This window comes from Micrococcus sp. KT16 (genome assembly GCF_003315015.1).
GTDB lineage: Bacteria > Actinomycetota > Actinomycetes > Actinomycetales > Micrococcaceae > Micrococcus > Micrococcus luteus.
Map to the genome: position 1 here is coordinate 178254 of NZ_QNRG01000004.1, position 26154 is coordinate 204407.

Below are 26154 nucleotides of genomic sequence, written 5' to 3' on the forward strand. Positions count from 1 at the left end.
CGCGTCACACCGCACCCGGCTCCCGGCGGGGAGCGTCGTCGGCGGTGGGCACCACCTGCTGCGCCGCCGTGAAGTGCTCCGACTCCGTCAGGCTCCGTCGCAGGTACAGCGCGTAGAGGCCGAGGACGCCGCCGATGCCGAACGCCACGCGCCAGCCCCAGGACGCCACCTGCTCGGGAGAGAGCAGCGTGTTGATGGCCAGGCCCACGAGCGTGGCCAGGATCGTGCCCACCACCACGGACACCCACGACGTCGCCCCGAACAGCCCGCGCCGACCCTGCGGCGCCCGCTCCACGAGGTAGGTCACGGAGGTGCCCATCTCGCCGCCATGCGCCAGGCCCTGCAGCAGGCGGGCGATGACGAGGATCACCGAGGCGAGGACGCCCACCGTGCCGTAGGTGGGGGTGAAGGCGATGATCAGGCTGCCGAGCGCGGTGATCATCATCGCCGCGAAGAGGCTGCGCTTGCGGCCCACCCGGTCCGCGTAGGCGCCGAACACGTAGCCGCCGATGGGGCGGGCGACGAAGCCCACCGCGAAGACGGCCAGGGTGGCGAGCAGCTCGGAGGTGGGATTGTCCGCGTGGAAGATCTGCGCCGCGAAGACCGGGGCGAAGATCGTGTAGACGTTCCAGTCGTACCACTCCAGCGCGTTGCCGAAGTTCACGGCCAGCATGTCCTTCAGGCTCCGGGGGCGGGCCCGGGGCACGGGAGCGGGCCGGGCCGCGCCGGTGGCCGCGGTGCTCATGCCCGTCCCTCGAGGCCGGCCTGGGCATCGCCGTCGGCGCCGGGCACCCGCATCTCGAAGGTCTCCCGCACCACGGTGTAGTCGAAGTAGCCCAGGCGGGCGATCGGCTGGATGCGCGGGATGTCGATGCGGCCGTCGGCGGTGATGACGTCGTCGTCGATGTGGATGGTGTCCACGTGGGCGAAGACCACGTCGATGGTGCCGACGTTCGAGTCGCCCTTGATGCGGTGCGTCGAGTGGTAGCGGCACTCGAAGCGCACGGGGGACTCGGCGACCATCGGGATGGGGTGGTTGTCCGCGTAGACCTTGGTGACGCCGTGCTCGGCGATGCGGTCCCACTCGCTCTCGCCCGGCTTCAGGGCCATGGCGGAGACGTTGACGGCCTCGCGCAGGTCGTAGGTGGCCATGTTCCACACGAACCAGCCGGTCTGCTCCGCGTTGAGGACGGTGTCCTTGCGGCGTCCGTCCGGGTACTGGTTCGCGGAGAACATCACCATGGGCGGGTCGAAGGTGAGGTTCTGCCACTGGCTGTAGGGGGCGATGTTCTCCCGGCCGTCCGTGCTCACGGAGGACAGCCAGCCGATGGGCCGCGGCACGGTGGAGCTCTTGAAGGGGGAGAAGGGCAGGGGGTTGGCCTCGTGCTGCGGCGGTACTTCATGAGTCCTCCATGTGATGCCGGTAACAGTGTGTGGGCCACGCTATGTCGCATATTCCGGATATATCAAGCGGATTGGGGGCAGATCACTGCCTACGCTGGGCCCATGAACAAGTCGGAGGAGGCCTACGCCCGCCTGATGCAGAAGATCGAGACCGGGGAGCTGCCACCGGGCGCCATCCTCAGCGAGGCGGACCTCATTGACGTCGCCGAGACGGGGCGCACGCCCCTGCGCGAGGCCGTGCAGCGCCTCATCCGAGACCACTGGCTCCTGGTCGGTGGGGGACGGGGACTGCAGGTGCCCCCGATCTCCGTGGACGACCAGCTGGAGAGGCTGGAGGTGCGGCGGTCGCTCGAGGCGCTGGCCGTGGGACTGGCCTGCGCGCGGGCGGACGAGGAGCAGCTGGCCGCCGTCGCGGCCCACGTGCGGCACCTGCGCACGGTGGAGGACCTGGCCGCGTACGTCGCCGCCGTCGGGCGCTCGCACGAACTCCTGCGCACGATCGCGAACAACCGCTATCTCGCCGATTCCCTGGTCCCGCTCCAGGGGCTCTCCCGGCGGTTCTGGCTCGCCACCACGAAGGGCCTGCCCGACGAGGTCGAACGCGGCCGGGCGTTCTACGTCCCGGCGCTGGAGGCGGTGACCCGGAGGGACGCGGCAGGAGCCCGGGCCGGGGTGCTGGCCCTACACGACTTCCTGGCACGCTCGGCGCTGGACTACGCCGCCCGACGCGCGGACCACGGCAGCGCCGAGCCCCCGGCCCCGTGGGCGGAGGGACGCTGACGCGCGCGGCCCCCGCGCCGGAAGGGACCCCCGGCCCGCCTCAGGCCAGCAGCGACGCGTCCGTCCGGTGACGGCTGACGACCGTGTGGATCAGCCGGGCCGCGGCCTTCGCGGTGCGGCCGTCCACGTCCAGGGCGGGGTTGAGCTCCACGACGTCGGCCAGGGCCAGCTTCCCGGACTGGGTGGCCTCCAGCGCGCACGCGTGGATCACCTCGTACGGCACGCCGAAGCCGGCCGGTGCGCTCACCCCCGGGGCGACGGCGGCCGGCAGCACATCCAGGTCGATCGTCAGGTAGAGCACATCCACGGCGTTGATGAACGAGCGCACCCAGCGGCGCACGCCGGTGACGTCGGCGGTCTGGGCCTGCTCGTCGGTCACCCACGTGACCCCGCGTTCGCGCGCGGTGTCGAACAGGGCCCGGGTGTTGTTGGCCTCGCTGATGCCCACCACCGCGTAGGAGAGCTGATGCTCCGCCCCCTCGGCATCCCGCAGGGCCTGGAGGAACGGGGTGCCGGAGCTGGGCCGCGGCGCCTCGCGCAGGTCGAAGTGCGCGTCCAGGTTGAGGATGCCCACGCGGGTGCCCGCGCCCACGCGCGTGGAGCCGGTCAGGCCCGTGATCGAGGCGTAGGCGGTCTCGTGTCCGCCGCCGAGCACCACGGCCAGGTCGTGGGCGTTCAGCAGCCCGCTGACCACCGTGCCCAGCTCGGCCTGGCCCGCCTCGAGCTCGCCCGGGGCATCGTCGTCGCCACGGTCCACGGACACGTCGCCCGCGTCCACGAGCGCGCCCGTGCCCTCGAGGTACGCGAGCGAGGCGAGCGCACCGCGCAGCGCCTCCGGGCCGTCCTCGGCGCCCACGCGGCCGTGGTTCCGGCGCACGCCCTCGTCCGAGGCGAAGCCGACGAGCGCCGTGGACCGCGCGCCCGACGTCGGAGCACCGGCACCGGGGTGGCGCTGCGTCGTCGTGGGCTCGCCGCGGCCGTCGGCGGGGCGGACGACCTGGTGCCAGCGCAGGTGCTCGGGGGTGTCGCCGTCGGTGCGGCCGGTCCAGGCGGGGGAGAGGGAGGGGGAGGGGAGCTCGGAGGTCATGGGCCCATCCCACGCCATCGACGGGCGGGTGCGCAACGAGGGCCGGACGACGCCCGACACGGGGCGTCGTCCGCCTAGCGGTCCAGTTCCTGGCGCCGCGAGCTGATCACGCCGGTGACGAAGCCGGCGAGGTTGAGCCCGCCGTGGAAGCGGGCGTGCTCGATCTTCACACAGCGGTCCATCACGACCTCCAGGCCCGCGGCCTCGGCCTGACGCGCGGCGTCCTCGTTCCAGATGCCCAGCTGCAGCCACACGGTCCGGGCGCCCACGCGGGCGGCGTCCGCCACCACCTCGGGGGCGTCGGAGGACTTGCGGAACACCTCCACGAGGTCCGGGGTGACGGGCAGGTCGTCCAGCGAGGCGTACACGCGGTGGCCGAGGATCTCCTTGCCGGCCGCGGCGAGCACGGGATTGACGAAGTAGACGTCGTACGTGGTCGAGCTCAGCAGGTACGTGGCCACGAAGTACGACGCACGGGCCGGCTTGTCCGAGGCGCCGACGATCGCGATCGACCGGGTGCGCCGCAGGATCGCCAGGCGCTCGGGGGCGCCGGGGCCGGTCCAGGTGCGCTCGGGGTGGGTGGTGCTCATGGCTCAGGCCTCCTTCGGCGCGGCCGGGGCGCCGTCGTCGTCGCGGGTGCGGCCGGTGGCCTCGGTCAGGGCCTGGTCCAGGTCCCAGAGGATGTCCTCGGTGTCCTCGATGCCCACCGAGATGCGGATGAGGTCCTCCGGGATGCCCGCGGCCACGAGCTGCTCGGCGGTGAGCTGCTGATGGGTCGTCGTGGCGGGGTGCAGCACGAGCGTCTTCGCGTCGCCGATGTTGGCCAGGTGGCTGGCCAGCTGCAGGGCGGAGATGAAGCGCGACGCCGTCGCACGCCCGGCCTCCGGACCGGAGGCGCCGTCGTCGGTGTCTGTGGCTGCCGGGGCCACGCCGAAGCTGAACACCGAGCCGACGCCCCGGGGCAGCAGCTGCTGCGCGCGGGCGTGGTGCGGGTGGTCGGGCAGGCCGGCGTAGCGGACCCAGGAGACGCGCGGGTCCTCGTCCAGCCACTGCGCCACGGCCTGCGCATTCGCCAGGTGGGCGTCCATGCGCGGGGCCAGCGTCTCGACGCCGAGCAGCAGCTGGAACGCCGACTGCGGGGCCAGCGACGGGCCGAAGTCGCGCAGCTGCTCCGAGCGGAGCTTGGTGAGGAAACCGTACTCGCCGAAGTTGCCCCACCAGGAGACGCCGCCGTACGAGGGCACGGGCTCGGTCATGGACGGGAACTTGCCGTTGTCCCACGGGAAGCGGCCGGACTCCACCACGACGCCGCCGAGCGTGGTGCCCTGCCCGCCGAGGAACTTCGTGGCCGAATGGATGACGATGTCCGCGCCGTGTTCGATCGGCCGGATCAGGTAGGGCGGGGTGAGGGTCGCGTCCACGACGAGCGGCACGCCGTGCCGGTGGGCGACGTCGGCCAGGCCCGGCAGGTCCACGACGTCACCGGAGGGGTTGGCGACGATCTCCGTGTAGACGGCCTTGGTGTTGGGCTGGAGGGCGGCCTCGAAGTCCGCGGCCTCGGCGGAGTCCACGAACGTGGTCTCGACGCCGAACCGGCGCAGGGAGACGTCCAGCTGGGTGATCGTGCCGCCGTACAGCTTGGAGGACGCCACGATGTGGTCGCCGGCCGCGGCGAGGGCCGCGAAGGTGACGAACTCGGCGGCCATGCCGGACGCCGTCGCGACGGCCCCGATCCCGCCCTCGAGCGTGGCGACCCGCTCCTCGAACGCGGCGACCGTGGGGTTGCCGATCCGCGAGTAGATGTTGCCGTACTTCTGCAGCGCGAAGAGGTTGGCGGCGTCTTCGGCGGACTCGAACACGAAGGAGCTGGTCTGGTGGATCGGCACCGCGCGGGAGCCGTGGACGGCGTCCGGGACGGCGCCCGCGTGCAGCGCCTGGGTGCGGAAGCCGAACTCGTGGTCAGCCACGGGGGTCCTTTCGATGGAGGCTTCGGGACAGTCCCTCCCATTGTCCCGGGCGAGGTGCGCCGGGGGCAGGGTGGGCACGTCGCAGAGCGTCACGCGGCGCAGGCCGGTGCCGTGCAACGCGGGTTGAGTTATCACCGGTTACGCGGGCCTGGACCCGTGACAACTCAACCCGCGTTGGACGGGACCCGTGACAACTCAACCCGTGTTGGCCGCGGGGGCGGATCAGCGCGTGCGGGCGAGCCGACGCCGGACCAGCCCCACGATCCGCCCGAACCCAGCGCGCTGGTCCTCCCAGGTGCAGCGCAGGGTCGTCCATTCCCGCTCGAGGCAGTACGCGTCCCGACGGGCGTCCCTCGCCTGCTGCTGAGCCGTGCGGTGGCCGGCGCCGTCGTACTGGAGGGCCAGGCGCGCCCCCCGGTACCCGAGGTCCACGACGGGCGAGGCCGGGTCGGCCGGGTCGACGGCGACCTGCAGCTCCGGCTCCGGCAGCCCGGCCCGGATCAGCGCGAGCCGGAGGAAGGTCTCGGGCGGGGAGTCGGCCCCGACGCGCACCTCCGCCAGCGCGGCACGTGCGAGACGGACACCCGGCCGGCCACGGCAGCGGGCGAGCACCTCCGACAGCTCGGACACGGTGGCCACGGGGTCCGCCCGGCCCGTCGGCGTCCACGGCGGACGCACCAGGTGGTCGCCGTCCGCGATGAGCCAGTCCACCTCGTGGGGGCGGAGCATCCCGGCGAGGTCGAACCAGGTGCGCGCCGCCGTCGTGACGCGCTGGCCGTCGGGAAGCTCGAGCACGTGGTCGGAGGGCAGCCGCACCCGGTGGCTGACGACGCCGTCCAGGTCGGTCCGGTGCGTGCGCGCGGAGCGGTCGAAGGTCAGGTGCAGTCCGGCGGGCCGCGCGAGGCGGGGCGGCAGCGGCAGTCCGTGCCAGAGGGCGGCAGAGACGTGGGAGACCACCCCGCCCGTGAGGCGGACCAGCGCGGCCGCGCCGTCCGGGGCGCACGGGTCGGGGATGCCCGCGGTGTGCACGCCGCGGCAGATCCGGGCGAGGTCTGCCGCGAGGGTGCGGCGCCACGGCAGGCCGGCGGCGTGCAGCTCGGCCGTCGTGAAGGCGCCCGCGGCGAGGGTGGACGGCAGGGGCGTGCGCGCGGTCATGGGGTGAGCCTGCCGCCCCCGGGCCCTGCGACGGACCGGACCGACGCGCCCTGGGGAGGGCCGCCGTCGTCGTGGTGGCTGTGCAGGAGCGGCCGACCCGCCGGTCATGGTGGCACCGGCGCGACGCGGGTTGAGTTATCACGGGTGCAAGCCGCCTGGACCCGTGATAACTCAACCAGCGTTGCAGGGGGGAGCGGCCGGCCCGTCGGTCACGGCGTGCGGTCCACGGACACCAGCTCCACGTCCTCGAGCCGTCCGTCCCGCGCCACCGCGCGCATCAGCGTGCACACCGGCTGCCGTCGCCGGTCCGTGCAGGAGCCGGGGTTGAGCAGCCGCAGGCCCGGGTTCGCGGTCTCCGGGCCGGCCACGGTGTCCCACGGGATGTGGCTGTGCCCGAACACCAGCACGTCCGCGTCCGGGAACGCCGCGGCCATGCGGCGCTCGCGGCCGGCCGCCGGGCCCGTCTCGTGGACCATCGCGATCCGCACCCCGCCGATCTCCACGCGCGCCACCTCGGGCAGCCGCGCCCGCAGCCCCGGCCCGTCGTTGTTGCCCCACACGCCCACCAGCCGGGCGGCCCGTGCGTCGAGGTCGTCGAGCACGTCCTCGGTCACCCAGTCGCCGGCGTGGAGCACGACGTCGGCCCGCGCCACCCCGGCCCACACCTGCGCGGGCAGGGCGCGGGCACGCCGCGGGATGTGGGTGTCGGCGATCAGGAGCAGGCGGACGGCGACGTCGTCGGACACGGTCCGCCTCACCGCGCGGCGAACGCGCCGAGCCAGAGCGCCAGCGGCAGGCCGATGATGAACACCGCCACGAATCCGCGCACCAGCCACCGGCCCACCGGCGTGGCGAGGTTGATCGTCACGCCCACGCCGTAGCCGGGGCGTTTGGCGGGGAAGACGGCCGGGTCCTCGGGGTCGCGCTTGAGCCCCAGGGGCGTCCACACCTCGTCCTCGGCGCGTTCCGCGGCCGTGGGCCGGTGCCCGAGCTCCGCCGCGACGCGGTCCGACCAGCGCGTCCACCGCTGCGTTCCGGCCCGCATCGCCGGGAAGATGCCCACCATGAGCACGGTCAGTGTGAGGGGCAGGAGCCACCACGGCATCGTCCAGGCTCCGGCGGCGAGCACCTCTACCGTCGACGGGGCCAGCGCCAGGACCATGAGCACGCACAGCCAGCCGATGCCCTCCCGGACCCCGCGGTGCACCCCCGTCTGGCGCACGCGCCGCCACGGGGACAGCCCCGGATCCGTGGGGGTGAGGACGGTGACCATCGCGGAGACCAGGGCCAGGAACCCCGTCACGCCGAGGCCGATCAGCGGCCCCGTCGCCACCGTGCCGAACGAGGTGTCCTCCCACGCATCCGGCCGCCCGTCGACGCCCCAGTGCGTGGGCACGCGCTCCGGCAGGCCCGGCAGGGCGACGAGGGCCCACCCCAGCAGCGCCAGGCACAGCACGGCCGCGAGCAGGAACGGCAGCCACGGACGCAGCCGGCCACGGCGCAGGGCGGCGCGCTCGGCGGCGGGGACGTCGTCGGGGGCGGGACGGGACGGGTGGGGCATCGACACAGGCTAGCCTCAGCCCCTGCCCGCCACACCCGGTGATCGGCCCGTCCAGACGGCGGCCGCGCACGCCGCGATCACCAGCAGCATCCCCGCCAGGTCCAGCGGGGTGAGCTCCTGCCCGCGCACGGCCCACGCCGTCAGCGCCGCCGCGATCGGCGAGAGGCACGTCAGCAGGGAGAACAGCGCGGTCGGCATGCGGCGCAGCACCTGCAGGTCGATCCCGTACGGCACCGCTGTGGACAGCAACGCCACGGCCAGCCCCACGCCCAGCACCACGGGGGAGAGCAGGGCCGCCCCCGCCGTCGCGACGCCGACCGGCAGCGCCACGAGGGACCCGGCCGCCGTCGCCAGGGCCAGCCCCTGCACCCCCGGCAGGTGGGTCCCCGCGCGCCGCGAGAGCAGGATGTATGCCGCCCAGCACGCCGCCGCGGCCAGCGCGAGCGCCACCCCCACCGGGTCCAGTCCCGCCCCGCCGATCCCGCCGTCCGCGCTGAACCCCTCCCGGCCGAGCACCCCGATCCCGGCGAGCGCGAGGGCCGCCCACGCCGCCGACCGCCACGACGGCCTCGCCGCCACGGACAGCGCCAGCGGCCCGAGCACCTCGAACGTCACGGCCACGCCCTGCGGGATCCGCGCGAACGCCTCGTAGATGGCCAGGTTCATGCCGGTCATGGCCGCGCCCAGCCCGACGACGGCGGCCCACCCCCGGGGGCCCAGGCCGGCGAGGGCGGCGCGGCTCGGCCGGGTGACGAGCAGCAGCACGGCCGCGGAGAACACCACGCGCAGGGCGACCATGGCGGACGCGCCGACGTCGTCGAACAGCAGGCCCGCCACGGACGCGCCGAGCTGCTGGCTCAGCAGCGAGAGCAGGACGAGCAGGACGAGACGCACGCCCACAGCCTAGGGGCGCGCCGCGCCACCCCGGCCCCGGCCGGCGCGGGAGCGCTGCTGCCGGAGGACCACCGGGGGGCCCGGTTCCGCTGACCCCGAGGCCGCGGAAAACATCACGCTGACGTGCGCTAATCCGCCTCGTCGTGGGAGAGTGGGGGACGCGTGCCCGCGCAGACCCCGCCCCCGACCCCAGGAGGCCCGCATGGCCCGGCCCCAGACCGTCCTCACCGTGCTGGCCGCCCGCCGGCTCACCCCGCACCTCGTGCGCCTGACCCTCGGCGGCGAGCAGTTCGACGCCGTCCACGCCCGCTGGGCGGAGAAGGGCGCCACGGACCAGTACGTGAAGCTGCTCTTCGCCGGCCCCGCGCTCGGCCTCGAGCCCCCGTACGACCTGGACGCCCTCCGCGAGCGCCTCGCCCCGGAGCAGCTGCCGGTCCGCCGCACCTACACGGTGCGCCGCATGGACGCGGCCGCCCGCACCATGGACGTCGACTTCGTGGTCCACGGCGCGTCCGACGACGGCGCCGCCCCCGGACGCGACGGCGGCCTGGCCGGGGCGTGGGCGGCGTCCGAGCCGGTGGGGCAGCAGGTCGCGTTCCTGGGCCCCGGCGGCGCCTACCGACCCGACCCCACCGCTGACTGGCACCTGCTCGCCGGCGATGAGTCCGCGCTGCCGGCGATCGCCGCCGCCCTCGAGGACCTCGCCGCCACGGACGCCGCGGCGGCCGGTCTCGCGCTGATCGAGGTGACCGACGCCCGGGACGAGGTGCCCCTGACCGCGCCGGCCGGCGTCGAGGTGCGCTGGCTGCACCGCGGCGGCCCCTTCACCCCGGAGACGACGCGGTTCGCCGCCGCCGTCGAGGACGCGGCGTGGCGGGAGGGGCGGGTGCACGCGTTCGTGCACGGCGAGCGGGAGCAGGTCAAGCGCGTCCGGGCGTACCTCACGGACGTGCGCGGCGTGGACCGGCGGCAGCTGTCGGTGAGCGCGTACTGGGCCTACGGCCGCGCCGAGGACGTGTTCCAGGCGGAGAAGCAGACCCCGGCGGGGCAGATCTTCGAGGACGGCACCACCGGCGGCTGACCCGCACAGGATCGGCACAGCCGCAGTTCCGCCGCCCCTCAGGGTATGACGGGCCAGGGGTGACGTGAGACGGTCGAGGGGTCATCACCCGGCGGTCCCCGGCCGCCGGCACGTCCGCACCTCTGCGAAGGAGTCCCCCATGAAGACGCCCGCACGCCTCGCCGTCGGCATGCTCGCCGCCTCCGGTCTGCTGCTCACCGGCTGCGCCTCCGACCCGACGCTGGACGAGAGCTGGCCCGAGATCCGCCAGAAGGTCGTGGATGCCGAGAGCCTGCGCCTGAGGGTGGAGGGCACCGCCGCCGACAAGGGGGAGGAGAAGGACGACGTGTCGGCCTCGGCGTCGCCCTCCGCCTCCCTGGGCACGGACGCCATCCAGTCCGCGAACGTGGACCTCGCCGGCGCCACCGACGACTCCCACCTCAAGGGCACCATGAACATGGACATGGGGGCGGCCACCATGGACATCGAGGTCCTGCGCCGGGACGCCGACGTGTTCTTCAAGCTCAGGGCCGACGGTGACGACCTGCCCCGGGAGATGGGCATGTTCTCCACCCTCGTGGGCGACCGCTGGATCAAGACGAGCGCCGAGCAGGCCGCGCAGATGGACATCTCACTCCAGGAGATCATGTCCGACCTCGAGGAGGACATGCCCGCCGCGGACGCCTTCGACGGCAAGGACCTGAAGGCCGAGGAGGTGGAGCTCGAGGGCAGGACGTACCTCAAGTACGCGCTGCCCGAGGAGCACCACGAGTTCGGTCGGACGATGCTGATCGACCCGGAGAGCACGACCCTCTACCGCCTCGAGGACGTGAACTCGGAGGACGAGGACGAGGACGTGGACGCGGACGCCACCTTCACCGAGTGGAACGCGGTCGAGGCGCCCGAGGCCCCCGCCAAGGAGGACGTCTTCGACCTGACCGAGCTGCAGGAGCTGGCCGGCTGACCCGCTGCGCGATCCGGGTGGGCCGGCGGGCCGCCACGGCATGATGTCCTGATGGACCGCACCGCCCCCACCCCGCCCGCGAACGCCCTCGCCCCGGACCTGCCGGAGGACATCGCCCGGGAGGCGATCGCCTTCCGCCGCCTCCTCCACGGGCATCCGGAGCTGGACCTGCACCTGCCCCGCACCCAGGCCGCCGTCCTCGAGCGGCTCGAGGCCCTGCGCGCTGAGGCGGGGGAGGATGCCGCCACCGGCCGCCCTGCGCTGGAGACGAGCGTGGGCCGGGCGCTGAGCTCCGTCGTCGTGGTGCTGCGCGGCGGGGCCCCGCTGCCGGAGGGGGCCCGGCGGCCGGTCGTGCTGCTGCGGGGGGACATGGACGCCCTGCCCGTCACGGAGGAGACCGGGCTGGAGTACGCCCCCTCCGTGCCGGGCACCATGCACGCCTGCGGCCACGACCTGCACACCGCCGGCCTCTACGGCGCGCTGGCCTGGCTGGTGCGCCGTCGCGGGGAGCTCGCCGCCGACGTGGTGGCCATGTTCCAGCCCGGGGAGGAGACCGGCGGCGGCGCCCTGCACATGATCCAGGAGGGACTGCTGGAGGCGGCCGGGCGACCGGTGGACGCCGCCTACGCGATCCATGTCTCCTCGGGCACGTACCCGCGCGGCGTCCTGCGCAGCCGCCCGGGGGCGATCCAGGCCGGCTGCGACGACCTGGTGGTGACGGTGCACGGTCGAGGCGGGCACGGCTCCGTGCCGCACCTGGCCCAGGATCCGGTGCCCGTGGCCGCCGAGATGGTGCTGGCGCTGCAGTCCGTGGTCACCCGGCAGTTCGACGCCTTCGACCCGGTGGTCGCGACCGTCGGGCACCTGAGCGCGGGCACGGCGGCCAACATCATCCCGGACAGCGCCACCCTCGCCCTCACCCTGCGGACCTTCTCCGCGGACGCCCGCGCCCGGCTGCGCGCGGCCGTGGAGCGCATGGTGCACGGGATCGCCGCGGCGCACGGCATGAGCGCGCAGGTCCGGGCGGACTGCGCGTTCCCGGTGACGGCCAACGACGCGGACGCGGTGGCCTTCGCCCGCGGGGTCGTGGAGGACCTCTACGGGGCCGACGCCTACCGGGAGCTGCCCGAGCCTGAGCCCGGCAGCGAGGACTTCTCCGAGGTCCTCCAGCGGGTGCCCGGGGCCTACGTCCTGCTCGGGGCGGTCCCGGAGGGCGTGGACCCGGACGAGGCCCCGGTCAACCACTCCCCGCAGGCCGTGTTCGACGACGCCGTGGTGCCGCGGGCCGCTCAGGTGCTGGCCGAGCTGGCGCTGCGGACGGCGCCGGTGCCGGCGTCCTGAGCGCGGCGGCCGGCCCGGAGCACCTCGGCGATCTGCCCGACGCACGGCTCGTTCTGCAGGCTCGTGGTGTCCCCGAGCGCGGTGCCCTGGTGCAGCTGCGTCAGCAGCCGCCGCATGATCTTGCCCGAACGGGTCTTGGGCACGTCGGGGACGAAGACCACCTCGGCGGGCTTGGCCACCGGCCCGATCACCCGCCCCACATGCCGCCGCAGCTCCTCGGCGCGGTCGGCGGCGGAGGCGCCGGGGCCGTCGTCGCCGGCCAGCCAGCTCTCGTGCGCCACGACGAAGGCGACGGCGGCGTGCCCGGTGGTCTCGTGCGGCACGGGGCACACCCCCGCCTCGATCACCTCCGGGTGCGCCACGAGGGCGGACTCGATCTCGATGGTGCTCAGCCGGTGCCCGGAGATGTTGATGACGTCGTCCACGCGCCCGAGGATCCAGACGTCGCCGTCCTCGTCCCGCTTGGCGCCGTCGCCGGCGAGGAACCAGCCCGCCTCGCCCTGGTCCGCGTAGTCCTCCCAGTACGAGTGGAAGTAGCGGGCCGGGTTCCGCCACACGGTCCGCGCCATCGCCGGCGAGGTGCGGGTGACCACGATCCGGCCCTGCAGGCCCTCGGGCGTGGGGGCGCCGTCGTCGTCGACCACGGCCACGTCCACCCCCGGCAGGGGCCGGGAGCCGCAGCCCGGCTTGAAGGCCGTGTCCGTGGGGCGGGGGGAGAGCACGGTGGCGCCCGTCTCGGACTGCCACCACGTGTCCACCATCGGCAGGTCCGGGGTGTCCCGGCCGATCTGGGTGCGGGCCCACGTCCAGGCCTCCGGGTTCACGGACTCGCCCACGGTCCCGATCAGGCGGATCGAGGACAGGTCCGGACCGCCGTCCGCGTGCGCCGGGATCCCGTCCGGATGCCAGCCCTTGAGCGAGCGGATCAGGGTGGGCGCCGTGTAGTAGCTCGTCACCCGGTAGCGCTCGATCACCTCGAAGTGCCGGCCCGGGTGCGGGGCGTTCGGCACACCCTCGTAGATCACCTGCGTGACCCCGTTCGAGAGCGGACCGTAGATCTCGTAGGTGTGCGCGGTGACCCAGGCCAGGTCCGCGGTGCACCAGTGGACGTCGTCGTCGCGCCGTGCCGGGTTCGGGTGGGAGAACAGGAAGTCGTGCGTCCACGAGGCCGCGGCGAGGTACCCGCCGGAGGTGTGCACGAGCCCCTTGGGCTGTCCCGTGGTGCCGGAGGTGTACATGATGAACAGCGGGTGCTCCGCGTCGAAGGCGCGCGGGGTGTGGGTGTCCGGCTGGCGGTCCACGACGTCGTGCCACCACAGGTCTCGGCCCTCGGTCCACGGGATGTCCCGGTGGCCCGTGCGGTCCAGGACGAGGATGTGCTCGATCGCGTTGTCCCCGGACACGGCCTCGTCCGCGTTGGCCTTCACGGGGACGGCGGCACCGCGGCGGAACTGGCCGTCGGTGGTGACGAGCAGCTTGGCGCCCGTGTCCTCGACGCGGAACCGCAGCGCCTCCGCCGAGAACCCACCGAACACGAGCGAGTGCACGGCGCCGATCCGCGCGCACGCCAGCGTGATGACGATCGTCTCGACGAGCACGGGCAGGTACACGACGACGCGGTCGCCCGCCTCGATGCCCAGCTCCTCGAGGGCGTTCGCGGCCTGGGCGACCTCGCGCTGCAGCTGTGCGTAGGTGACGGCGCGGCGGTCGCCGGGCTCGCCCTCGAAGTACAGGGCGACCTTCTCCCCGCGCCCCGCCGCCACGTGGCGGTCCACGCAGTTCACGGCCACGTTCAGGGTGCCGTCCTCGTACCAGCGGATCTCCGGGCCGCGCTCGGCGGCCGGGTCCGGGGCGGTGAGGGAGCGTGTCCGGGTGAAGGGTCGCTCCCAGCTCAGACGTCGGCCGGCCGCCTCCCAGAACGCGAGCCGGTCCGCCTCGGCCACCGGGCGGCCGTCGCCGCGCCCGCCGTGCAGCCGGTCCGCCGGGCGGCCGGGGTGGACGTCCGGGTCGGCGGCGTCGACGAGCGCCTGCGGGAGGGGGCCGGGCAGCGTGGCGAGGGCCGCGGCGGGCACGCCGTCGTTCGGTCCGCGGACGGCCCCGGAGGCGCCCTCCTCGGCCGGGTCGGGGCGGGCGGGGTCCTCGGTGGGCGTCATGGGCGGCGGTCCTCCTGGTCGGCGGGTCCGACCAGGCTAGGGACGACGACGACGGCGCCCCGCCCGCCGTCGTCACCGGCGGTCATGCTCGGCCCGCCGGACCCCCGCGGGCGCCCGGCGCGGGCCAGGGCGACGGCGGCCGGTGTGGATCCCGTCCCACGGCCGGGTCGCCCCGGCCGCCGGCCCGCCCGCGCGTGTCAGAGTAGGGCCATGACCACCTACGCCACCCTCGCCGCCCGGTACGCCGACGCCTTCGACTCCGTCGCCCACGGCGAGCGGGCCCGCGAGGCGGGCCGGCACCTGCCGTTCGCCGCCCTCGCGGAGCTGCAGGCCGCCGGGTTCGGCAAGGTCGGTGTCCCCGAGGACGCGGGCGGCGAGGGCGGCGGCAGCGAGACCGTGCTGCGCCTGCTCATGGACCTGGCCGCCCGGGACGTGAACACCGCGCACGTCTGGCGCTCCCACCTCGTGTTCATCGCCACGGCCATGGACCAGGCGCCCGCCCGTCGGGAGCGGTGGCTGCGGCACATCGTCGACGGGGACTGGGCCGGCTCCGCCCTGGCCGAACGCGCCGGCGGGGCCGCGCCGGGCCGTGCCGCCACCCTGGCCAGCCGGGACGAGGGCGGCACCTGGGTCGTGCGGGGGCAGAAGTACTACGCGACCGGCTCGGCCTTCGCCACGTGGACCGCCGCGACCGTGGGCATCGAGGGGGCGGACCTCGTCTCCCGCCGGAACTCCAAGCGGGCCGGGGGCGCGGTCCGCGAGCCGGACCGGGCCGTCGCCGTCGTGCGCGTGCGTCAGCCGCGCGTGGGCATCAAGGACGACTGGGACGGCTTCGGCCAGCGCCTGACCGCCACCGGGTCCGTGGTGCTCGACGACGCCGCGGCCGAGGAGCTGCTCGAGGTGCCGCGGCAGGACGGGCCCGTGCCCGTGCTCATGGAGGCGACCCTGCTGGCGCTGCAGGCCGGGATCGGCCGGGCGGCGCTCACGGAGGGCACGCAGCTGCTGCGGCAGCGGCGCCGCACCTTCAACACCGGCACGGCCGCGCTGCCCAAGGACGACCCCCAGCTCCTCGAGATCATGGGGCAGCTGGCCGGGCGGCAGGCCGCGGCCGAGCTGATGGTGCGCGAGATCGGGCGGCTGCTCGACGAGGGGCAGGACGGCGCCGACGGGGCCGGCCCGGCGGAGGCCGACGTCGTGGCGGCGTCCGCCGAGGCGATGGCGGCCGCGTACCGGGCCCAGGCCGTGGTGCCGGAGGCCGTCCTCGAGGTGTGCACCCGCATCTTCGACACGCTCGGCGCGTCGGCGACGTCGGCCACGCTGCGGCTCGACCGGCACTGGCGCAACGCCCGCACCCTCGCCACCCACGACCCGGCGGCGTTCAAGGTGCGCATGGCCGGCGACTGGCTCGTGAACGGCACCCCGCCGACCGCCTACACGTCGGCCGGCGAGGTCCCCGAGGGGGACTGACCCGACGACCGGGCGGCCGGACGTGCCGGGCTCAGGCCCAGCGGCGCAGGGCCCGGCGCTCCAGCAGGCCGAGCAGCCAGTCGGTGAGCTTGCCGAGCACGGCGAGCAGGATGATCGCCAGGATCAGGCGGTCCGTGCGTCCGTTGTTCTGCGAGTCGGTGAGCAGGAAGCCCAGGCCCATCGAGGAGGCGATCAGCTCCGCGGCCACCAGGAACAGCCAGGCCTGGGCCAGGGCCAGCCGCAGGCCGGAGAACACGGCCGGCACCACGGCGGGCAGCTGCACCGTCCGCAGCAGGGACAGCCCGTGGTAGCCGAAGGCCCGACCGGCCTCCACCAGGTGCGGGTCCACATGGCGCAGGGCGGCGTAGACGGTGGTGAACACCGGGAAGAACGCGCCGATCGCGATGAGGGTGACCTTGGACTCCTCGCCGATCTGCATCCACAGGATCAGCAGCGGCACCCAGGCCAGCGAGGGCACCGCGCGCAGCGCCCCGATCAGCGGGGCGAACAGCGCGTCCGCCCACCGGGACAGCCCGAGCGCGGACCCCACGGCCAGCCCGAGTGCGGCGCCGAGCAGGAAGCCCAGCAGCACGCGCTGGGTGGAGATCCCCACGTGCAGCCACAGGTCGCCCCGCTCCAGCAGGTTGACGCCGGCGCTCAGCACCGCGCCGGGGGAGGGCAGCTGCACCGCGGAGAGCAGCCCGGCGGCCGTCACCGCCCACCACAGCACCAGGAGGACAGCGGGCGCGGCCAGCCCCACCACCGCCCGGGCGCCGGGCCGGTCCAGCACCCGGGGCCGCTGCCGTCGGCGCGCCCCTGTGTCGCCGTCGTCGTGACCCGACCGCTCGCGCGCCTCGGGGCCCGTCGTCGCGGCGGGGGTGGTCAGGGCGGCGCTCATCGGATGGCCTCCTCGGCGAAACGGGTGTCCAGGATGCTCGCCAGCGCGGCGTCCACCTGGTGCTGGTAGTCGACGGACCCGGTGCCGACCAGGATCCGTCCGACCCCCGTCAGGGCGTCGAGCAGCTCCTGGCCCGGCACGGGGCTGACGTCCGCGTTGGTGCGTTCGAGGATCACGGTGCGGGCGACGTCGGGAGAGATCTTCGCGGCCTCGGCCAGGATCCCGACGGTCTCGTCCGGGTGCTCGAGCGCCCAGGCGCGGGCGCGTTCGTACGTGTCCAGGACGGTCTGGGCCGTCTCCGGGTCCGCCTCGAGGAAGGACTCCGTGGCGTTGAGGACGGAGAACGTGTTCAGGGCGAGGTCCCGGTACAGGAAGCGGGCGCCCTCGGCCTCGGCCTTGGCCATGATCGGGTCGAGCCCGGACCACGCGGCCACCGATCCGCCGGCGAGGGCGGCGCGGCCGTCGGCGTGCTGCAGGTTCTGGATCTCGACGTCGGCCGGGTCCACCCCGGCGGCCTCGAGCGCCTGCACGGCGAAGAAGTACGGGTCCGTCCCGCGCGTGGCGGCCACCGTGCGGCCCGCGAGCTGGGCGACGTCCGTGATGTCCGAGCCGGGCGGGACCATGAGCGCGGACCACTCCGGCCGCGAGGCGACGCCCACGATGCGCGTGGGCGCTCCGTTGGCCCGGTTCAGCAGCGCGGCCGAGCCGGCCGTCGACCCGATGTCCACGGAGTTCGAGCGCAGGAGCTCGTTGGCCTTGTTGGAGCCGGCGGAGAACACCCAGTTCACCCGGACGCCGCGGGGCGCGAGCGTCTCCTCCAGCCATCCCTGGTGGCGGATCACGAGGGAGAGCGGGTTGTAGGTGGCGTAGTCGATGCTCAGCGTGTCCGGACCGTTCACCGGCCCGGTCGTCGCCTCACCCTGCAGGACGCATCCGCTCAGGCCCAGGGGCAGGGACGCGGCCAGCAGGCCGAGCGCCGTGCGACGGGTCAGGCGTGCGGAGCCGGCGCCGCTCATCGGGCGTGGCTCTCGACGCCGAGGCCCTCGAGGAGCTCGGCGCGCAGCCGGGCCAGGCGGGCGTCCGCGCGGTCGCGGGGACGGGCCCCCGGCACGTCCACGATCCGCCCCACGGTCGCTCCGGGGCGGGCCCCGCCGTCGGGCGCGGGGACGTCACGGGCGAGCAGCAGCACGCGGTCGGCGAGCTGCAGGGCCTCCTCCACGTCATGGGTGATGAGCAGGACGGTGGTGCCGGTGGCGGCGTGCACGTCCAGCAGCAGGTCCTGCATCTTCAGGCGCGTCAGGGCGTCGAGGGCGCCGAAGGGCTCGTCGAGCAGCAGCACGCCGGGGCGGCGCGCCAGGGCGCGGGCGAGCGAGGCCCGCTGGGCCATGCCGCCGGAGACCTCCCGGGGGCGGTGCTCCGCGAAGGGCGCGAGGCCCACGAGCTCGAGCAGCTCCTGCACGCGGTCCCGGCCCGCGGCGCGGTCCAGCTCCCGGGGCAGGCCGAGTTCCACGTTGCGGCGCAGGGTGCGCCAGGGCAGCAGGCGCGGCTCCTGGAAGCCGACGGCGGTGCGCTCGTCGTAGGGTCGCACGGGCGAGCCGTCGATCAGCAGCTCTCCGTCGAAGTCCGGGTCCAGGCCGGCCACGGCGCGCAGCAGCGTGGACTTGCCGCAGCCGGAGGCGCCGATCACGGCGAGCACCTCGCCGGGCGCCACGGTCAGGTCCACGTCGCGCAGGACGACGCGTGGTCCGTCCGCGGTGGGGAACGTGCGCCCGACGCCGCGGAAGACGACGTCGAGGCTGTGGCGGTCCTCGTCCCGGACCGGGGTGGAGGCGGTGGCACGGGAAGGCGCGTGCACGCTCATGGAGGGCTCCCATCGTCGCTTCGTCGTCGGTGTCGGACGGATACGGATGCCAGTAGACCACCGCGGGCCCGGTCGGCCGCGCGGTCGCCCGGCCGCCGGCGCCGGAGGGTCACACGGGCGTCACACCGGGGGCGCCGCCGGTCCTGGCCCGGCCGGCCGTCACGGCCCGAGCCCAGCGCCGAGCCAGACGTTTCGGTCGTCTCTGCAGGGTGGAGGCAGCAGATTTCTCTGGCTCAGCGCTGGGGTGCCACTGGGCCGCAACAGGGCCGCCGCCCGCGGACGTGTCCTCCGTCATGGTCGGGGCATGTCACGAACCGGGCGCCGGACGCGTGGCCGGGCCCGGCGGGGCCGTCATGAACCCCTGGGCCGGACCGGCTTCCACCGCCGGCCGCGTCAGCGTTGCATGGTGCGGAACCGTCGCTCGCCCGGCCGCGCCCCTGCGACCGGGCGGCCCTGGAAAGGAGACCCATGAGCACCGCCGAGAACGCCGGGGCCGGAGCACCCACCCGCCCGGACGAGCACCGCGCGATCCTCTTCAACGCATTCGACATGAACTGCGTCGCCCACCAGTCCCCGGGTCTCTGGCGTCACCCCGACGACCACGCCCGGGACTACAACACCCTGGGCTACTGGACGCACCTGGCGCAGACGCTGGAGAAGGGCCTGTTCGACGGCCTGTTCATCGCCGACGTCCTCGGCCCGTACTCCGTGTACGGCGGCACCTCCGAGGCCGCCATCAGGACCGGCGCGCAGACCCCCGTGAACGACCCGTTCCTGCTCGTCTCCGCGATGGCCGCGGTCACCGAGCACCTCGGCTTCGGCGTCACCGCCGGCACCGCCTACGAGCACCCCTACCCGTTCGCCCGCCGCCTCGCCACGCTCGACCACCTCACGGGCGGCCGCGTGGGCTGGAACGTGGTCACCGGCTACCTGCCCTCCGCCGCCCAGAACATGGGCCAGGACGACCAGATGGAGCACGACGAGCGCTACGAGCACGCCGACGAGTACCTCGACGTCGTCTACAAGCTCCTCGAGGGCTCGTGGGAGGACGACGCCGTCGTCTACGACAAGGAGTCCGGCGTGTTCGCGGACCCGGCCAAGGTCCACGACATCGCCCACGAGGGCCGGTACTTCACCGTGCCCGGCCACGCCGTCACCGAGCCGTCCGTGCAGCGCACCCCCGTGATCTACCAGGCCGGCGCCTCGACGCGCGGCCGCGCCTTCGCCGGCAAGCACGCCGAGGCCGTGTTCATCAACTCCCCCACGAAGGAGCTGGCGGCCGCCACCGTGAAGAAGATCCGCCAGGCCCTGGTGGACGCCGGCCGTGACCCGTACGACGTGAAGATCTTCGCGATGCAGACGATCGTCACCGGGGCCACCGACGAGGACGCGCGGGCCAAGTACGACGACCTGGCGCAGTACGTGGACCCGCTGGGCGGCCTCGTGCTCATGTCCGGCTGGATGGGCATCGACCTGTCCCAGTACGACCTGGACGAGCCGATCGGGGACGTGAAGTCGAACGCCATCCAGTCCGCCGTGGAGACCTTCCAGAAGGCCTCCGGCACGGATGAGGAGTGGACCGTGCGCAAGCTCGCCGAATGGGTGGGCATCGGCGGCTTCGGCCCCGTGATCGTGGGCGGCGGCGAGTCCGCGGCCCGTCAGCTCGTCGAGTGGGCCGACGAGACCGACGTGGACGGCTTCAACCTCGCCTACCACATCACCCCGGGCGCCTTCGAGGACGTCGTGGAGTTCGTGGTGCCGGCGCTGCAGAAGCTCGGCCGCTACAAGACCGCGTACACGGACGGCACGCTGCGCCACAAGCTCTTCGGCCGCGGCGACCACCTGCCGCAGAACCACCACGGCGCATCCTTCGCCCTGCGCCGCCGGTAGGGTGACGCCAATGGCCGCGGCGCCCTGCCTCGGCCGGCAGCAGCCCCAGGAGGAGAACATGCAGCGCAGACGTGCCGTCCGCGCGGCCGGGCTCGGCGTCGTGGGCGCCCTGGCCTTGGCCGGGTGCGCATCCGAGCCGCAGTCGGCGGGGGAGGCCTGGCATCAGGCCCGCACCCAGTTGGACGAGGCCGAGACCGTCCGACTCGAGACCGCCTACACCACCGGCCGTCAGGGTCCGCACTCGGTCCGCTGGGACATCGCCGGCCGGCTCGACGGCGGCGACGCCGAGTCGAAGGGCGTCATGCAGGTCGGCCGGGACTCACACATCACCATGGAGTCCCGCCAGGTCGGCGAGGATGTGTTCGTCCGGGTCGACGTGGACGGCTCCGACGTCCCGGACGACGTCCAGGTGATGTACTCCGACCCGCAGTGGCGCCGTGTCCCGGCCGGTGAGGGGCAGGAGCCGCCCCTGAAGGCCCTCCTCGACCAGGTGGGCTTCCCCGCGGCGGACGCCCTCGACGGCGCCGAGGTGCGCGCCGAGGAGGTCGACTGGGACGACGGCACGGCCTACCGCTACGCCGTGCCCGAGGAGGTCGCCGACGCCGCAATGGTCGAGGGCGACGCCACCCGGGTGCACTCCTTCACGGTGGACGACGACGGCGAGCTGGTCGCGCTCACCGTCGACGACGGCCGGGCCACCCAGCAGTACGCCCTGAGCGACTGGAACCAGATCGAGCCGGCCGAGGCGCCGGAGGAGGTGGCCGAGTGAGGCAGCGCCAGACCCAGACCCGCCGCACCCGCCGCGGCCTGTCCCTCGCCGCCCTCGGGGCGGCCGCCCTGCTGCTGACCGGCTGCGCCTCGGGCGACGACGCCCCCGGCGCCTGGGACCGCGCCCGCACCCAGCTCGAGGAGGCCGACTCCGTCCGCATGGTCACCGAGCTGCGGTCCGAGGCCCCGAGCAACGGCCGCGCGGTCCCGGACGCGGTGGACATCTCCGGTCCCGTGGACGGCTCGTCCATGCGGTACGTGTCCGTGTACAAGGACGACGGTCTGATCACCCGGGACGAGTCCCGGATCGTGGACGGCACCGCGTACTCCCGGTTCACGGTGGAGCGCGTCGGCGCGAGCGGTGAGGACCATCCCGCCTATGCGGAGCGCTGGACCGCCACCCCGTACGAGGGCGATCCCAGCGCCACCGGCATGGGCGCGATGGTGAGCTCCCTGCTGGGCTCCCTGCCGGAGTCGGGCGGCCTGGACGACGTCGAGGCGGACGCGGACGGCATCCGCCGCAGCGGTCAGGATGCGATCCGCTACGTGCTGGACGAGCCCGTCTCGGGCCCGCAGGAGGGCGTGGAGCTGACCGCGTTCACGGTGTCCAAGGAGGACGGCCGCCTGCTCACCGTGGAGACCGAGTCCGCCGGCACGAAGGCCGTGGTGACCCTCTCCGAGATGGGCGGGGTGGATCCGGTGCAGGCCCCGCCGGCCGACGAGGTCCTGAAGCAGGACGGCTGACCCGGCCCACGGCGGCGGCGGCCCGCCTCCCCTCGGGGAGGCGGGCCGCCGTGTCTGCGCGGGTCAGCGCGTCAGCGGACCCTCGTCACCCAGCGGGGTGGACGGGTCCGAGATGGTGTCCGGCTCGGCACCGTGGCGGGCCGCCGAGGTGATGTTGTCGTTGTTGGACTCGGTCACGCGATCTTCGCGGACGTCGTTCTTCTTGTCGTTGCCCTGCATGGCATCCTCCACCTTCGTCGTGGCCTTCTGCACCGGATCGGACTTCTTCACCTCAGCGAACTTCTGCTGGGCGGTCTCCTGGACCTGGCCGACCTTCTCCTGGGTCTTGGGGTCGTTCCAGAGCTTCTGGGCGTTCTGGGTCATCTTCTCGAGGTTCTTGCGGCCCTCGGCGGAGCCGAGCAGGTAGCCGAGTGCGGCGCCGAGGCCCAGGGTGATGAGGCGCATGGGTGGTCTCCTTCATGTGTCGGGACCGCGCCGACCCTCTTGGACGGGCCGGGCGGCGCGCTGGCGCGCTGTCCTGGGATCACTCTGGTCATCGGAGCCCGCCGCGTCAACGACTGAGGCGCACGGCCGTGCGAGGGTCGGCGGCGTTCGTCCCCGCCGTCCCGCCCCACGACGACGGCCGCCCACCCCGGAGGTGAGCGGCCGTCGTCGTGCCGGGGCCCGTGGGCCCACGGGGTCAGCCGAAGTGCTTCGGCAGGGTGGCCTCCCAGGCCTCGCGCAGCTCCGCGATCGGCAGGGTGAAGGCGTCCTGGACCTCGAGGGCCGCGGAGTCGGCGTCCACCACGCCGATGCGCACGGCCGCGTAGCCGCGGGCCGTGGTCATGTCCGTGAACCGGACCTCCTCGGTGCGGGGCACGGCCACGACGGCGCGCGCCTGCGTCTCGGAGAACAGTGCGGTGAACAGGTCCACGCCGGCGCGGCGCAGCACCTCGTCCAGCACCACGCGGGCGCCCACGCCGAAGCGCAGCACCATCTCGGACAGGGTGGCCGCGAGGCCGCCGCCGGAGACGTCGTGGGCGGCGTCGATCATGCCGTCCCGGGACATGTTGACCAGCAGCTCGCCGAGCAGGCGCTCCTTCTTCAGGTCGACCTTCGGGGGCAGGCCGCCGAGGTGGCCGCGCAGGCGCGCGAACTCGGAGCCGTCCAGCTCGTCCGCGGTCTCGCCCAGCAGGTAGATCGCCTGGCCGTCCGCGTCCGGGGCGAAGCCGGACGGGGTGCGGCGCAGGACGTCGTCGAGCTGGCCGAGCACCGCCACCGTGGGGGTGGGGTGGATCGGGGTGCTGCCCGTCTGGTTGTACAGGGACACGTTGCCGCCGGTCACCGGGATGCCGAGGGTCTGGCAGCCGTCCGCCAGGCCGCGCACGGCCTCCGCGAACTGCCACATCACGTCCGGGTCCTCGGGGGAGCCGAAGTTCAGGCAGTCGGAGACGGCCAGGGGCACGGCCCCGGCGGTGGTGACGTTGCGGTACGCCTCGGCCAGGGAGGCCTGCGCGCCCGTGTACGGGTCCAGGTAGGTGAACCGGTCGTTGCAGTCCGTGGCCAGGGCCACGCCTATGCCGGTCTCCTCGTCCACGCGCACCACACCCGCGTCGTCCGGGGCCGCCAGGGCGGTGTTGCCGCGGACGTAGCGGTCGTACTGGCGGGTGATCCAAGAGGTGTCCGCCAGGTTCGGGGAGCTCATCAGCTCCACGACGGCGGCGCGCAGCTCCTCGCCCGTGGCGGGCAGGTCCTGACCGGCCTCGGAGGAGCGGAACGTGTCCGCCTGGAGCTCGTCCTGCCAGGCCGGACGCGCGTACGGGCGCTCGTAGACCGGGCCGTCGTGGGCCACGGTGCGCGGGTCCACGTCGACGATGACCTCGCCGTCCCAGGTGATGATCAGGCGGCCGTCGCCGGTGACCTCGCCCAGCCAGGAGTACTCGACGTCCCACTTTGCCATGACGGCCTCGAACGCGGCGACGTTCTCCGGCGTCACCACGGCCATCATGCGCTCCTGCGACTCGGACATGAGGATCTCGCCCGGGGTCAGCGTGGAGTCGCGCAGCAGCACGTCGGTCAGCTCCACGCGCATGCCGCCCTCGCCGTTGGAGGCGAGCTCGGAGGTGGCGCAGGAGATGCCGGCGGCGCCGAGGTCCTGGATGCCCTCGACGAGGGAGTCGCGGAACAGCTCGAGGCAGCACTCGATGAGCACCTTCTCGGAGAAGGGGTCGCCGACCTGCACCGAGGGGCGCTTGGCGGGCTTGCCGTCGCCGTCGAAGGACTCGGAGGCCAGCACGGAGGCGCCGCCGATCCCGTCACCGCCGGTGCGGGCGCCGAACAGAACTACCTTGTTGCCCACGCCGGAGGCGTTGGCCAGACGCAGGTCCTCGTGCTTGAGCACGCCCACGGCGAGGGCGTTGACGAGCGGGTTGCCCTGGTAGATCGGGTCGAAGCGGGTCTCGCCGCCGATGTTCGGCAGGCCCAGGGAGTTGCCGTAGCCGCCGATGCCGGCCACCACGCCGTGGAACACGCGGGCGGTGTCCGGGTGGTCGATCGCGCCGAAGCGCAGCGGGTCCATCACGGCCACCGGGCGGGCACCCATGGAGATGATGTCGCGCACGATGCCGCCGATGCCCGTGGCCGCGCCCTGGTAGGGCTCCACGTAGGAGGGCGAGTTGTGGGACTCGACCTTGAACGTCACGGCCCAGCCGTCACCGAGGTCGGTCACGCCGGCGTTCTCGCCGATGCCCACCATCATGTGCTGCTTCATCTCGTCGGTGAGCTTCTCGCCGAACTGGCGCAGGTGCACCTTAGAGGACTTGTACGAGCAGTGCTCGGACCACATGACCGAGTACATGGCCAGCTCGGCCGCGGTGGGGCGGCGGCCGAGGATCTTCTTGATCTCGGCGTACTCGTTCTCCTTCAGGCCCAGCTCGGCCCAGGGCTGCTCGACGTCCGGCGTCGCCTGGGCGTCCGCGACCGTCTCGATGTTGAACTGCTGGCTCATGCATGGCCTCCACGGCTGGCGAGGGTGGTCAGGACGGAGGTGAAGAAGCCGAGGCCGTCCACGCCGGAGCGGGGGCCGGCGGCGGTGTCCGGGCCGAAGCCCGTCTCCACGGCGTGCTCCGGGTGCGGCATCAGACCGACGACGTTGCCGGCCGGGTTCGCGATGCCCGCGATGTCCCGGCGCGAGCCGTTCGGGTTCCAGCCCTGATAGCGGAACACCACGCGGCCCTCGGCCTCGAGGGCGTCGAGGGTCGTCTCGTCCGCCACGTACTGGCCGTCCTGGTTCTTCAGGGGCACGGTGATGGTCTGGCCCTGCTCGAAGTCGCGGGTCCACACGGTGTCCGTGCTCTCCACGACCAGCTCCTGGTCGCGGCAGATGAAGTGCAGGTGGTCGTTCTTGATCATCGAGCCCGGCAGCAGGTGTGACTCGGTGAGGATCTGGAAGCCGTTGCAGATGCCGAGCACCGGCAGGCCGTCCGCCTCGCCCTCGGGGCCGCCGGCCGCCGTCGCCACCGCGTCCATCATGGGGGCGAAGCGCGCGATCGCGCCGGCGCGCAGGTAGTCGCCGTAGGAGAAGCCGCCCGGGATCACGACGGCGTCCACGCCGGCGAGCGTCCGCTGCGGGTCCGCGTCGGCGTGCCACAGGGAGACGGGCTCGGCGCCGGCGAGGCGGACGGCGCGCAGCGCGTCCACGTCGTCCAGGGTGCCGGGGAAGGTGATGACGCCGATGCGCGCGCCGCTGAGCGGCGTCGTCGGCGTCGAGTAGTCGCCGATGAGGGGGAGCTCGGTCATCGGGCGCCCTCGGCCTCGTCCAGGACGGCCACGTTCACGACGTCCTCGATGACGGGGTTGGACAGCATCTCCTCGGCGGCCGTGCGGGCCTGAGCGAGGATCTCGTCGGTGACCTTGCCCTCCACGGTGAGCTCGAAGCGCTTGCCCTGGCGGACCTGGCTGAACTCGGTGAAGCCGAGGCGGGGCAGGGCCCCGTTGATCGCCTTGCCCTGCGGATCGAGGATCTCGGGCTTGGGCATGACGTCGACGACGATGATGGGCATGAACACGCTCCTGGGTGCGGGACGATGCCGCGGAGCAGGACGGTGTAGATGCCGTCTCACGCCCGGCCCTGGGCGCTCCGCGTGCTTGCCCGCCCAGTCTACTCGGCCGCCCGGACGCGG

General features: G+C 74.0%; 25 protein-coding genes. 8 read left to right on the forward strand and 17 right to left on the reverse strand.

Features of this window, described 5'->3' with window-relative positions; translation table 11 throughout:
* Positions 1 to 4: 4 nt before the first annotated feature.
* Both DE149_RS11815 and DE149_RS05575 read right to left on the reverse strand, forming a co-directional pair.
* Positions 5 to 745 (reverse strand): MFS transporter, encoded by a 741-nt coding sequence (locus DE149_RS11815; protein ID WP_230297364.1) that lies wholly within the window; start codon positions 743 to 745, stop codon positions 5 to 7.
* Positions 742 to 1341: a flavin reductase family protein gene (locus DE149_RS05575; RefSeq protein WP_230297363.1), complete on the reverse strand. Its 600-nt coding sequence runs from the start codon at positions 1339 to 1341 to the stop codon at positions 742 to 744. Before DE149_RS05575 ends, DE149_RS11815 begins: the two co-directional genes overlap by 4 nt.
* Positions 1342 to 1506: 165 nt before the next feature.
* Between DE149_RS05575 and DE149_RS05580 the strand changes: the two genes are divergently transcribed.
* Complete coding sequence (locus DE149_RS05580) at positions 1507 to 2184, forward strand: GntR family transcriptional regulator (RefSeq protein WP_049147894.1); 678 nt, start codon at positions 1507 to 1509, stop codon at positions 2182 to 2184.
* A 40-nt stretch (positions 2185 to 2224) separates the two neighbouring features.
* Here DE149_RS05580 and hutG read toward each other — a convergent pair whose 3' ends face one another.
* The 7 genes from hutG to DE149_RS05615 all read right to left on the reverse strand — a co-directional run bounded on the left by hutG (position 2225) and on the right by DE149_RS05615 (position 8848).
* Positions 2225 to 3271: a formimidoylglutamase gene (gene hutG / locus DE149_RS05585; protein ID WP_049147893.1), complete on the reverse strand. Its 1047-nt coding sequence runs from the start codon at positions 3269 to 3271 to the stop codon at positions 2225 to 2227.
* Between the two features lie 74 nt (positions 3272 to 3345).
* On the reverse strand, positions 3346 to 3861 hold the full coding sequence (locus tag DE149_RS05590) for a CoA-binding protein (RefSeq protein ID WP_041104443.1): 516 nt from the start codon (positions 3859 to 3861) through the stop codon (positions 3346 to 3348).
* Between the two features lie 3 nt (positions 3862 to 3864).
* Positions 3865 to 5238, reverse strand: a complete 1374-nt coding sequence (locus tag DE149_RS05595; RefSeq protein WP_049147892.1) for an O-acetylhomoserine aminocarboxypropyltransferase/cysteine synthase family protein — start codon at positions 5236 to 5238, stop codon at positions 3865 to 3867.
* 222 nt (positions 5239 to 5460) lie between these two features.
* Positions 5461 to 6393, reverse strand: a complete 933-nt coding sequence (locus DE149_RS05600; protein WP_049147891.1) for a hypothetical protein — start codon at positions 6391 to 6393, stop codon at positions 5461 to 5463.
* Between the two features lie 209 nt (positions 6394 to 6602).
* Positions 6603 to 7139: a metallophosphoesterase gene (locus DE149_RS05605; protein ID WP_041104447.1), complete on the reverse strand. Its 537-nt coding sequence runs from the start codon at positions 7137 to 7139 to the stop codon at positions 6603 to 6605.
* A gap of 8 nt (positions 7140 to 7147) precedes the next feature.
* Positions 7148 to 7954: a DUF1648 domain-containing protein gene (locus DE149_RS05610; protein ID WP_113914155.1), complete on the reverse strand. Its 807-nt coding sequence runs from the start codon at positions 7952 to 7954 to the stop codon at positions 7148 to 7150.
* Between the two features lie 15 nt (positions 7955 to 7969).
* The gene (locus DE149_RS05615) at positions 7970 to 8848 is read right to left on the reverse strand and encodes a DMT family transporter (protein WP_113914121.1); all 879 of its coding nucleotides are present in this window, start codon (positions 8846 to 8848) and stop codon (positions 7970 to 7972) included.
* A 202-nt stretch (positions 8849 to 9050) separates the two neighbouring features.
* Between DE149_RS05615 and DE149_RS05620 the strand changes: the two genes are divergently transcribed.
* The 3 genes from DE149_RS05620 (at position 9051) to DE149_RS05630 (ending at position 12213) form a co-directional block, all read left to right on the forward strand.
* Positions 9051 to 9929, forward strand: coding sequence for a siderophore-interacting protein (locus DE149_RS05620; RefSeq protein ID WP_095695246.1), 879 nt, complete (start codon positions 9051 to 9053; stop codon positions 9927 to 9929).
* 139 nt (positions 9930 to 10068) lie between these two features.
* Positions 10069 to 10872 carry a hypothetical protein gene (locus tag DE149_RS05625; protein WP_113914122.1) on the forward strand — a complete coding sequence of 268 codons (804 nt, stop codon included), beginning with the start codon at positions 10069 to 10071 and terminating at the stop codon, positions 10870 to 10872.
* A gap of 51 nt (positions 10873 to 10923) precedes the next feature.
* Positions 10924 to 12213 (forward strand): M20 family metallopeptidase, encoded by a 1290-nt coding sequence (locus DE149_RS05630; protein ID WP_113914123.1) that lies wholly within the window; start codon positions 10924 to 10926, stop codon positions 12211 to 12213.
* Here the strand turns inward: DE149_RS05630 and acs are convergent.
* Positions 12162 to 14366, reverse strand: a complete 2205-nt coding sequence (gene acs, locus DE149_RS05635) for an acetate--CoA ligase (protein WP_078025423.1) — start codon at positions 14364 to 14366, stop codon at positions 12162 to 12164. The genes DE149_RS05630 and acs overlap by 52 nt on opposite strands.
* A gap of 210 nt (positions 14367 to 14576) precedes the next feature.
* Between acs and DE149_RS05640 the strand changes: the two genes are divergently transcribed.
* Positions 14577 to 15833 carry an acyl-CoA dehydrogenase family protein gene (locus DE149_RS05640; protein ID WP_063189897.1) on the forward strand — a complete coding sequence of 419 codons (1257 nt, stop codon included), beginning with the start codon at positions 14577 to 14579 and terminating at the stop codon, positions 15831 to 15833.
* A gap of 31 nt (positions 15834 to 15864) precedes the next feature.
* On the opposite strand, the gene DE149_RS05645 is transcribed toward DE149_RS05640, so the two are convergent.
* From DE149_RS05645 to DE149_RS05655, 3 genes are read right to left on the reverse strand one after another with little or no spacing between them, the layout of a single operon-like run.
* Positions 15865 to 16731, reverse strand: a complete 867-nt coding sequence (locus DE149_RS05645; protein WP_044658679.1) for an ABC transporter permease — start codon at positions 16729 to 16731, stop codon at positions 15865 to 15867.
* On the reverse strand, positions 16728 to 17747 hold the full coding sequence (locus tag DE149_RS05650) for an aliphatic sulfonate ABC transporter substrate-binding protein (RefSeq protein ID WP_020621434.1): 1020 nt from the start codon (positions 17745 to 17747) through the stop codon (positions 16728 to 16730). Before DE149_RS05650 ends, DE149_RS05645 begins: the two co-directional genes overlap by 4 nt.
* Positions 17744 to 18592 carry an ABC transporter ATP-binding protein gene (locus tag DE149_RS05655; protein WP_020621435.1) on the reverse strand — a complete coding sequence of 283 codons (849 nt, stop codon included), beginning with the start codon at positions 18590 to 18592 and terminating at the stop codon, positions 17744 to 17746. Before DE149_RS05655 ends, DE149_RS05650 begins: the two co-directional genes overlap by 4 nt.
* A gap of 468 nt (positions 18593 to 19060) precedes the next feature.
* On the opposite strand from DE149_RS05655, the gene DE149_RS05660 reads away from it, so the two are divergent.
* Genes DE149_RS05660 through DE149_RS05670 form a run of 3 tightly spaced genes read left to right on the forward strand, consistent with a single transcriptional unit; the run spans position 19061 to position 21994 of the window.
* Positions 19061 to 20482 carry an LLM class flavin-dependent oxidoreductase gene (locus DE149_RS05660; RefSeq protein ID WP_020621436.1) on the forward strand — a complete coding sequence of 474 codons (1422 nt, stop codon included), beginning with the start codon at positions 19061 to 19063 and terminating at the stop codon, positions 20480 to 20482.
* 10 nt (positions 20483 to 20492) lie between these two features.
* Positions 20493 to 21251 (forward strand): hypothetical protein, encoded by a 759-nt coding sequence (locus DE149_RS05665; RefSeq protein ID WP_044658680.1) that lies wholly within the window; start codon positions 20493 to 20495, stop codon positions 21249 to 21251.
* The gene (locus DE149_RS05670; RefSeq protein ID WP_060973610.1) at positions 21248 to 21994 is read left to right on the forward strand and encodes a hypothetical protein; all 747 of its coding nucleotides are present in this window, start codon (positions 21248 to 21250) and stop codon (positions 21992 to 21994) included. Before DE149_RS05665 ends, DE149_RS05670 begins: the two co-directional genes overlap by 4 nt.
* A gap of 63 nt (positions 21995 to 22057) precedes the next feature.
* Here DE149_RS05670 and DE149_RS05675 read toward each other — a convergent pair whose 3' ends face one another.
* The 4 genes from DE149_RS05675 to purS form a co-directional block, all read right to left on the reverse strand.
* Entirely contained in the window at positions 22058 to 22438 is a 381-nt protein-coding gene (locus tag DE149_RS05675) for a YtxH domain-containing protein (protein ID WP_044658681.1), read from the reverse strand.
* A gap of 235 nt (positions 22439 to 22673) precedes the next feature.
* Positions 22674 to 24980: a phosphoribosylformylglycinamidine synthase subunit PurL gene (gene purL / locus DE149_RS05680; protein WP_041103643.1), complete on the reverse strand. Its 2307-nt coding sequence runs from the start codon at positions 24978 to 24980 to the stop codon at positions 22674 to 22676.
* Positions 24977 to 25771 (reverse strand): phosphoribosylformylglycinamidine synthase subunit PurQ, encoded by a 795-nt coding sequence (gene purQ, locus DE149_RS05685; RefSeq protein WP_069941508.1) that lies wholly within the window; start codon positions 25769 to 25771, stop codon positions 24977 to 24979. The genes purL and purQ overlap by 4 nt, the downstream gene beginning before the upstream one ends.
* Positions 25768 to 26034 carry a phosphoribosylformylglycinamidine synthase subunit PurS gene (purS, locus tag DE149_RS05690; RefSeq protein ID WP_069941507.1) on the reverse strand — a complete coding sequence of 89 codons (267 nt, stop codon included), beginning with the start codon at positions 26032 to 26034 and terminating at the stop codon, positions 25768 to 25770. Before purS ends, purQ begins: the two co-directional genes overlap by 4 nt.
* Positions 26035 to 26154 lie beyond the last annotated feature (120 nt).